Below are 8,505 nucleotides of genomic sequence, written 5' to 3' on the forward strand. Positions count from 1 at the left end.
GGAAAATTTGTATTTTCCTGAAACTAATGGAATTGAACTGATGTAATGTACCTAGTGCAAGCGAAAGTTGTAACAATTTAATGTAAATGGAATCAACATATGAAGGCAGAAAGTGTAGTGTGTATTATTGAATTGACAGTAAAATATGGTGAAGTATTAGTTATTTTTTATTATTGGCTGATCCTAATTTTAGGACTGATTGGACTAATTTTGAATATCTGGCTCCTTATCTACTTAGATAAGGAGGAAGAATGCAGGTTTTAATGACTAGTAGAATTAGCAGATACTTGAAATGACTAAAGGAAGAACTATGAAAAGAAAAATGAAAAAAAGAGGAGTAAAGAATTAGATGTTAAAGTTTTCAAAATGTATATGTATTTTTTTGCTGATAACCTTGAGTTCTTGCAGGCATCAATCAGAAAAAGGAACTAGTATAGAGAATAAGAATAATAATGTATCAAAAGAAGAAGCAGTGAGTAAAGATTATGATTATTACAAAGGGGCTATAAAAAAATTCAAAGAAGTTGGAACAGATTTGTTAAAGAATAAAGAAAACTTCAGAAACAAATTTATTTTCTTTGGTCGAATCTCTTGCCCTTACTGTAGAGACTTTTCCCACATTTTAAAAAAATCATCGCTTAAAAATAATGTGGACATTTACTACGTTAATACAGCTTCAAGTGACCAACCTCAGGTCTTAAATGACATTTTAAATGAATATCATATTGATGAGGTGCCAACATTGGTATATTTAAATGCTACTGGTCAAATAACAAAGTTCAGCGGCGATGATGAAAAGAGTTTGAATCAATTTATACAAAGTAAAGAATAATATCTTTTATTAGGGATATGGAAGTTGAAAGGAGACCTTGAAGTAAATGAAACGTATTTATTTTATTATATTTTTACTCAGTTTGAACGGATTTTTGTTTATACAAAGCTCTGTTCATGCGGAAGAGTTTAATGTTTGGGATGAAAGTCATTGGGTTCAGGCAGATTATAATTGGGAATTCCCCTACGCCTCTGCAGTTAGATTAAGTGTTAAAAGTTCATGCAGTGGTGCAGTGGTAGGAAAAGACTATGTCCTTACAGCTGCGCACTGTAGTCGTTCTGAAAAAATAGTATTGAACTTTGGAGGAAATAAAGCAAGTTTTGGAATCAATAAAGCAGAATCTTTTTATCATGCTAGATCGAGTACATATGGTGATTATGCGCTAATCAAGCTATATACTGCTAGTTTTAATGGTCAGAGAGTGCATATAGGTGATTTAAGAAAACCATTAACTTTATGGGATAAGGAAGAAACAAAAGCTTCCTTAAAAAGAAGTCGTGATACTGCTATTATTGGTTTTCCAGCTAGGCAATCCCAGCGTCAAATAAAAACATGGATAGATACCTTTCGTGAGAAAGGTGGAAATAGCATCGTAGTCGGAAATTTTGATGGCGGAGGTGGAGGTGTATCGGGTAGTCCTTTGCTTAATTCACAAGGGCAAATAACAAGTGTATATCACGGATCTTCAGGTGGGAAAAGAGCTTTTGCGGCATTAGTTGACCAAAATGTTTTAAAGAACAATACTGATATTGGAAACGAAACTTCTCGACTATATGTTTGGAAGGACGAAGCCACCTATGATCAAAAAAAGAAAGAGATTAACCCAGAAGGGGAATATATTGAAGGGAAAAATACTGAAACAATCAGTACAAAGGATTTATTCGCTTTAGCAGACAAATCAACTCAGCCAGGAGAAAAAGTTATTGGCTTGACTGATGGGATAAGAACTTTTAATCAAGACTCAACGATTAATATGCCAATTGGTGGAGCTAATTTATATCCGGTAACAATAAAAAAAACATGGGGAGAAGTTCCTTGGAATTTCGATGATAGCACAGGAACCCTCACATTTACAGGAGGAGGGAATTTAGGGGGAGAGGGTACAGCTCCATGGAAGAGAAACGATGAATTAAAAATTGAAGCTTCTAAAATTAGAAAAATTGTGTTCACGCAAAACGTTAAGGCTCCAAGTAATTCAAATCAGCTATTCGGGCAGGGTGGGCAATCTGATGATGCAAAAGCTAAGCGTTTAAGTAACTTGGAAGCAATAGATAATCTGAATTATCTTGATACTAGTGAAGTTACTGATATGAGCTATATGTTTGCTTACAGTGGAGCAGCTCATCTAAATGTGGGTACGTTTAGCACTTCTAAAGTGACTACAATGCATATGATGTTTGGTAATAATCCAAATTTGTCAGAATTAGATGTTTCAAATTTTAATTTATCCAAAGTAGAGCAGCTTAGCCAATTCGTAAGTTATGATTCTAATTTAGAGAAATTGGTGATGCCAAGTGCTTCAACAACCTCTAATCTAAACTCAACTTATCGGATGCTTGTAGGTAACAGCAAGCTTAAACAAATTGATTTAAGTGGTTTAGATACTACAAGTGTAACAGATATGAGAGAAATGCTCAGCGGTCTAGATCGTCTTTCATCTATAACTCTTGGAAGTCAAACCATATTAAACAGTACATGTGACCTCCCAGACATAGAAAAGACAAATAACTATACTGGAAATTGGATTCAAGCTTTATCGCCTTATAAAGGAATGGGGACTTCAAGCCAGCTTACATCAAACTATGATGGCTCTTTCCCAGGAAAGTATATTAAAGAGAAAAATGAGCAGATCACTTTTGATGTGAATCGTGGAGCAACATCTCAAGAACCTATTTCGGGCACTACCTTTGAAGAGGTAAACTTAAAGAACCTTGCTAAAGCAGAACACTCAGGGTATGAATTTTTGGGTTGGTTTACTGAAGCTATGGGAGGGGCTCGTATCCCAGAAACAATTGTAATTCCTGAAGGAGGAGTGACTTATTATGCGCACTGGGCTACTGTTGAGGAGACCGAGACAAAGGAAGTTACTCAGAATATTCATTATAACTATTCAGGTGGCATTAAAGCACTGGAAGATCACAAGGCATCAATTATCTTTAATCGAAATGTCTTTATAGATCCTGATACGGAGGAAAAAGTCTATACAGACTGGACTTCTCAAGGAGAAGCAGACTTCCCTAGTGTTAGCTCGCCTACAATTGCTGGATATAATCCAAGTCAGAAAGAGGTAAGTGCGGTTAGTCATGTAACAGGAGATTCAGAAAACATGGATATTGAGGTGATATATACAACAAGTCAAGAAAAAGCAACAGTAACATATATTGATGATACGAAAGGTCAAGTCCTTTATGTGACACACCTATCAGGGGCATATGAAATGACTGATGATTATCGTACTCAGCCATCAATAGAAACTTATACTAGTCTTGGTTATCAGTTTATTTCTGATACATATCCAAGCGATGGAGTTAAATATAACCAGGTTGGAAAGGAACAGCATTTTGAAGTTCACTTGAGATCTACTGGAGAAAATAAGGTAGAGACAAAGGTAGTTCAAAGAAGAATTCAATACAAGTATTCCAATGGTACTGAAGCTTTGCAAGACTTTATGGAGATAATTCCTTTTGCAAGAGTTATAACTAAAAATGAAGCAACTGGGCAAAGTGAGTACGGTGAGTGGCAACCTCTTGAGGGTATACATTTTTTTGAGGCTGTAAATTCGCCATCTATTTTAGGCTATACTTCAGATCAACCAGTACTAGACAGAATTAGTAGTATAACGGGAAATTCAGATGATATTAATCAGACTGTAATATATTCTGGTAATCTTGAATATGCACAAGTCAACTATATTGATGATACTACGGGAGAGTCACTAAACGTAGAGCAGTTGTCAGGAACACATGGAACGACAGACAATTACCGTACTGATGAAAAAATCAAATATTATGTAGAACTTGGCTACAAATTAGTTTCCAATGATTATCCTTCAGGTGGAGTCGTATATGATCAGGCAAGAACTAAGAAAGTATTCAATATTCATTTTAAACATGATACAACAGCCTCTGTAGTGTCTCAAAACATAAAACAAGTGATTCACTATAACTACTCAGATGGATCTAAAGCATTAGAAGATTATAATGCTCAACTTATTTTCAAAAGGAAAATAATATTTGATAAGGTTTCAAAGACTATAACCTACGGAGAATGGTCTCCAGTAAATGGAACACACTTTAAGGCCGTTGATAGTCCTCATATTTCAGGCTTTAAAGCAGATAAAGCATCCATTCCGATGGTTTCTGATATTACTGGTACAACAAAAGATATTGAATTATTTGTGATCTACACGCAACAAGAAAAAGCTAAACCTGATAGGTCTGACGGAGGAGAAACGAAGAAACCAGAAAACAAGTCAAGCGTTAATAGTAATGAAGCAATAAAAGAAGCTCATGATGGAGATTCTAAAAAAGCTCCATTACCTAAAACTGGAGAAGGAAATACTTTAGGACTAGCACTTTTAGGCTGTATTTCTGTAGGGGTTATTATAGTCCTTTTGAGAAAAAAAGTAGAAAAATAAATAAACTAAGAGAGAAGAATAATGAGAAAGCACATTTTATTTAAAAGTTTACTGACAGTTTTTGTTTTTACAGCTTTTACAGCTTTTAATGCGACACATGTGGATGCAAGAGCTTATAAAATCTATTGGCCCACAAGAACAGTAAAGTTAACAATTAAATATGTAGATTCAGAAACCAACAAAGAAATTGCGTCTAGAGTTATACAAACTAATGCTTACAAGAGAAGGCTAGAATTTTGGTCTGATAATGGAGCCCTAAAAAAGAAAGAACCTTGGTATGTTAGCTCAACTCCTGAACAAACGACATCCCCTGATTTGACAAGTAAAGGCTATACGCCACCTTCTGATGATGTCGTAAATCCTGCATACAGAGGAAAGCCAAATGATAATGATATAGATAAAATAAATTGGAGTAGAAGTAATGATTATACTGTTACTTATTGGCATAGAACTATTACGGCTACTGCCGAAAATCCTGGTGATCCGGCACAACCGCTCGAAACGAGTAGACCAGAAGGTCCTAAGTGGCCGGCAGGTACTACAAAGGATTATCTAACACATTCAGTATCTAGGACTATTCAATATATTAACAAGGTAACTCAAACTTCGCTTTCTCCTCAAGTAGTACAAACAGTAGACTATACGAGAAATGCTCTTGTGGATGCTGTAACAGGTAAACTTTCAAATTACAGCGATTGGGGTAGTAAACAGCCAGATTTTACTACGATAGATTCACCGAAATTTTCAGCTCAAGGGTATAAGCTACCTAATCCTATCACTGTACCTAAAGTCACTCCTAAACCAACAGATAGTGACCAAAAAGTTACGGTCTATTATGAGACAACTAAAGCTTCCATAGATGCTGGGGACAGTACTATCATTGCAGGGCCAAAAACGATATGGAATCCAAAAGATAACTTTATAAGTGCTAAAGATCAGAATGGAGATGCCGTTGATGACAAAGATGTTGTTGTAACGGGAACAGTGGATGCAACAAAAATAGGTAAGTATCCTATTACATACAGTTACACTGACGAAAACAGTAATCAAGTAAGTAAAGTCATTACTGTTAATGTTATCGCATCAGAGACTTCAATAGATGCAAAGGATAGTACTATTGTAGCTGGACCGGGTATAACGTGGAAATCAGCTGACAATTTCATAAGTGCTACTGATCAAGATGGGAAACCTATCAAAATTGAACAGGTAAATGTTGAGGGGACAGTGGATACGCTAACCCCTGGAGATTATGAGATTACATATAGTTATACGGATCAACAAGGGAATAAAGTTTCAAAAACGATTACTGTTTCAGTCGTTGCAGGACGTCTTACTTTTAAAGAAGTTCCTGAAACGCTAAGTTTCAATGAAAGTAAGATCTCCAATCGAACTTCAGAAACATTGCGGACAGATCCAAATTGGAAAATGATAGTAGAAGACACTCGTGTAGATAAAAATTCTTGGAGGGTAACAGCTAAATTAGTCGAACCATTCAAAAATGGTTCTGGGGAATCCGCTTCTGAAAATATTCTCCTATTTAGAAAAGCCAATGTGTCCGATCAATGGATTACAAAATCTGAGGAGACCAACGTATTTGATGGCATAAGCACTAAAGGAATCGATGATTATGATGTAAGCTGGTCACAAGATTCAGGCCCCATTATTCAAGTTTCCCCTGGTACAGTAAAGGCAGGTAGATATAAGGGAGTCATTCAGTGGAGTTTAACTGACACACCAGTATAAATACAGAAAGCAGGTGAGAATATGAAAAAAATAGGTATTACTTTGATTGCACTATTTTCAGTATTAGTGTTTAGTCAACCAATTCGAGCAGATACTACAAATTCTATAGTGACTAAGGGGACAATTAGTTTTAAGGAAGAATACACTTCTCAAAAACCTTCAAATACTATCCCTAATGGAAAAAGTATTATAACCTCCAACAATAAAAACTTTATTTTACCTAGAACAGGTGAGACAGAAGTGAGTCATTTAAATTGGCTTGGGTTCTTAACCTTAGTCATTGGCATAACAATGAAAATAGCAACAAAAAATAGAAAGAAATTTTAAGAGGAACTTAAAAATGAAAATGAATCATTTACTTATGGCAGGCGTTATTTTAGCATCAGGATTATCAGTTGCATCACTCTCTTCTGAGGGAGTTTCTGCCGCAACTAATTCAGTAAATACAACTGGTGATGTAACCTTTAAAGAAGATACTACACCTGTAGGACCAGTAGATCCAACTGATCCTAATACACCGGTAGATCCAACTAATCCTGTAACACCAACAAATGGGCCATTGAGCATAGACTATGCTTCAAGTTTTAATTTTGGAGAACAGAATATTTCTGCCAAAGATGAGACCTATTATGCATCATTTGAAACAGTAAAAAATACAGGAGGCGGTTTCGTAAATAAACCAAATTGGGTTCAAGTGACAGATAAACGGGGAACAAATGCGGGATGGAAACTACAGGTCCAACAAGGTGCTCAATTTTCTACAACTCAAAATGGACCTTCTAAGGAACTCAAAGGAGCTCAAATCAAAATAAAAAATGGTACAGTAGCGACTACGACAGACAATAAAGCGACAGCGCCAACAGCAAGTACTGAGGTTACCCTTATTCCGGGCACTTCAAGTCAAGCTGGAGCTGCTCAAGATGTGATGACTGCTCAAAGTAATCAAGGGATGGGCACTTGGGTAGATGCATTTGGTAGTTCAACAACAGGAGATAAAAGTATCTCATTGAGCATTCCTGGAGTATCAGAAAAAGTTAAAGATGCAAAATATACGACTCAACTTACATGGTTACTTAATGATACTCCAGCATAGAAGTCCTAGAATGAGAAAATATGCGCAAACATAAAATATATTTATTGCTATTTATGGTAATTTTCTTTCTTCAACTCTCAGTTAGAGTTTCTGCTTCGGAAATGAAGTTTTCTGTACAAGCAGTTATTCCTGAGAATCAGATTGATAAAAATCAAAGTTATTTTGATTTAAAGATGAGTCCAGGTCAAATACAAGATTTAAAAGTAAACTTATATAACGATACTGATAAAGATGTGACTATTAATATCATTTCTCACGCAGCAACTACTAATCAAAATGGCGTTGTAGAATACAATACTCAGAATAATAAAAAAGATGATACTCTTAAAATAGCTTTTCAAGATATTGCAAAAACAGAAGAAGAAGTAACAGTTGGTGCAAAAAGTAAAAAGCAGATTTTAGTACACTTAGTAATGCCAAAGGATTCTTATGATGGCGTGGTACTTGGTGGACTCTATTTTACCGAGAAAATTACAGAAGATAATACAAAAAATGCTAATAATGGACAAGTGATCAACCGATATGCTTATGTTATAGGGGTTAAGCTAACAGAGACGGAAACAAAAGTGAGTCCTGAATTAAAGCTAAATGAGGTAAAAGCCTCTCAAATTAATTATCGTAACTTTGTCACAGCAAATATTCAGAACTATAAGCCAGCGATAATTAAAGATTTATCCATTGATGGTAAAATCTTTAAAAAAGGGGACAGTAAGGTCTTGTATTCAGACAAGCGCCAAAGTTTAAAAATGGCTCCTAATTCAAATTTTGATTATGCCATAAGTTTGAGAGATAAACCATTTAAACCTGGTAAATATACTTTCAAAGGGACTGCAAAATCAGATGTGAAACAGTGGAACTTTGAAAAAGATTTTGAAATAAAAGGGGAAGCTGCCAAATCCTTCAATAAGAAATCAGTCTATATAAAAAAAGATTTTACCTGGATGTATTATCTTTTAATAGGGTTGTTATTGATTAGTCTTTTAGTAACTATTTTTGTTTTGTTAAAAAAACTAAGTTCATTAAAAGATAGCTTAGAAGAATAAGACATAGGAATACTTGTCTTTATAAGATAGTGGTAAAATGAAAAATTAATCGCAAATTGCAAAAGCAATTTGCGATTAATTTTTTTTTTCGTATCTAATTATTTGATATTAGTCCAGAATCAAAAGGACATAAAGATTCAATTCTGCTTAAAATGCA

6 protein-coding genes are annotated in these 8,505 nt (G+C 35.0%); all 6 read left to right on the forward strand.

Translation table 11 applies throughout. The features are described from left to right. The first annotated feature begins 349 nt into the window (after nucleotides 1-349). The 6 genes from RU86_RS11230 to RU86_RS11255 are packed head-to-tail and all read left to right on the forward strand — an operon-like array spanning nucleotide 350 to nucleotide 8,348. A complete protein-coding gene (locus RU86_RS11230) occupies nucleotides 350-832 on the forward strand; it encodes a DUF6568 family protein (RefSeq protein WP_096815378.1) in 483 nt (160 codons plus the stop codon). A gap of 46 nt (nucleotides 833-878) precedes the next feature. Continuing rightward, entirely contained in the window at nucleotides 879-4,469 is a 3,591-nt protein-coding gene (locus RU86_RS11235) for a mucin-binding protein (protein WP_096815379.1), read from the forward strand. Nucleotides 4,470-4,490: 21 nt separating this feature from the next. Further along, the gene (locus tag RU86_RS11240) at nucleotides 4,491-6,212 is read left to right on the forward strand and encodes a bacterial Ig-like domain-containing protein (RefSeq protein ID WP_096815380.1); all 1,722 of its coding nucleotides are present in this window, start codon (nucleotides 4,491-4,493) and stop codon (nucleotides 6,210-6,212) included. 21 nt (nucleotides 6,213-6,233) lie between these two features. After that, complete coding sequence (locus RU86_RS11245) at nucleotides 6,234-6,539, forward strand: EF2685/EF0750 family sortase-dependent surface protein (RefSeq protein ID WP_096815381.1); 306 nt, start codon at nucleotides 6,234-6,236, stop codon at nucleotides 6,537-6,539. A 13-nt stretch (nucleotides 6,540-6,552) separates the two neighbouring features. After that, nucleotides 6,553-7,305, forward strand: coding sequence for a WxL domain-containing protein (locus tag RU86_RS11250; protein ID WP_096815382.1), 753 nt, complete (start codon nucleotides 6,553-6,555; stop codon nucleotides 7,303-7,305). A 20-nt stretch (nucleotides 7,306-7,325) separates the two neighbouring features. Then, nucleotides 7,326-8,348: a WxLIP family cell surface protein gene (locus RU86_RS11255; RefSeq protein WP_096815383.1), complete on the forward strand. Its 1,023-nt coding sequence runs from the start codon at nucleotides 7,326-7,328 to the stop codon at nucleotides 8,346-8,348. The last annotated feature ends 157 nt before the right edge of the window (nucleotides 8,349-8,505 follow it).

Source organism: Pseudolactococcus piscium (genome assembly GCF_002441695.1).
Classification (GTDB): Bacteria; Bacillota; Bacilli; order Lactobacillales; family Streptococcaceae; genus Pseudolactococcus; species Pseudolactococcus piscium.

Bases quoted from the DNA above. Each gene is read 5' to 3' on its own strand.
- RU86_RS11230 (WP_096815378.1), top strand. From the start codon at position 350: ATGTTAAAGTTTTCAAAATGTATATGTATTTTTTTGCTGATAACCTTG.
- RU86_RS11235 (WP_096815379.1), top strand. From the start codon at position 879: ATGAAACGTATTTATTTTATTATATTTTTACTCAGTTTGAACGGATTT.
- RU86_RS11240 (WP_096815380.1), top strand. From the start codon at position 4,491: ATGAGAAAGCACATTTTATTTAAAAGTTTACTGACAGTTTTTGTTTTT.
- RU86_RS11245 (WP_096815381.1), top strand. From the start codon at position 6,234: ATGAAAAAAATAGGTATTACTTTGATTGCACTATTTTCAGTATTAGTG.
- RU86_RS11250 (WP_096815382.1), top strand. From the start codon at position 6,553: ATGAAAATGAATCATTTACTTATGGCAGGCGTTATTTTAGCATCAGGA.
- RU86_RS11255 (WP_096815383.1), top strand. From the start codon at position 7,326: ATGCGCAAACATAAAATATATTTATTGCTATTTATGGTAATTTTCTTT.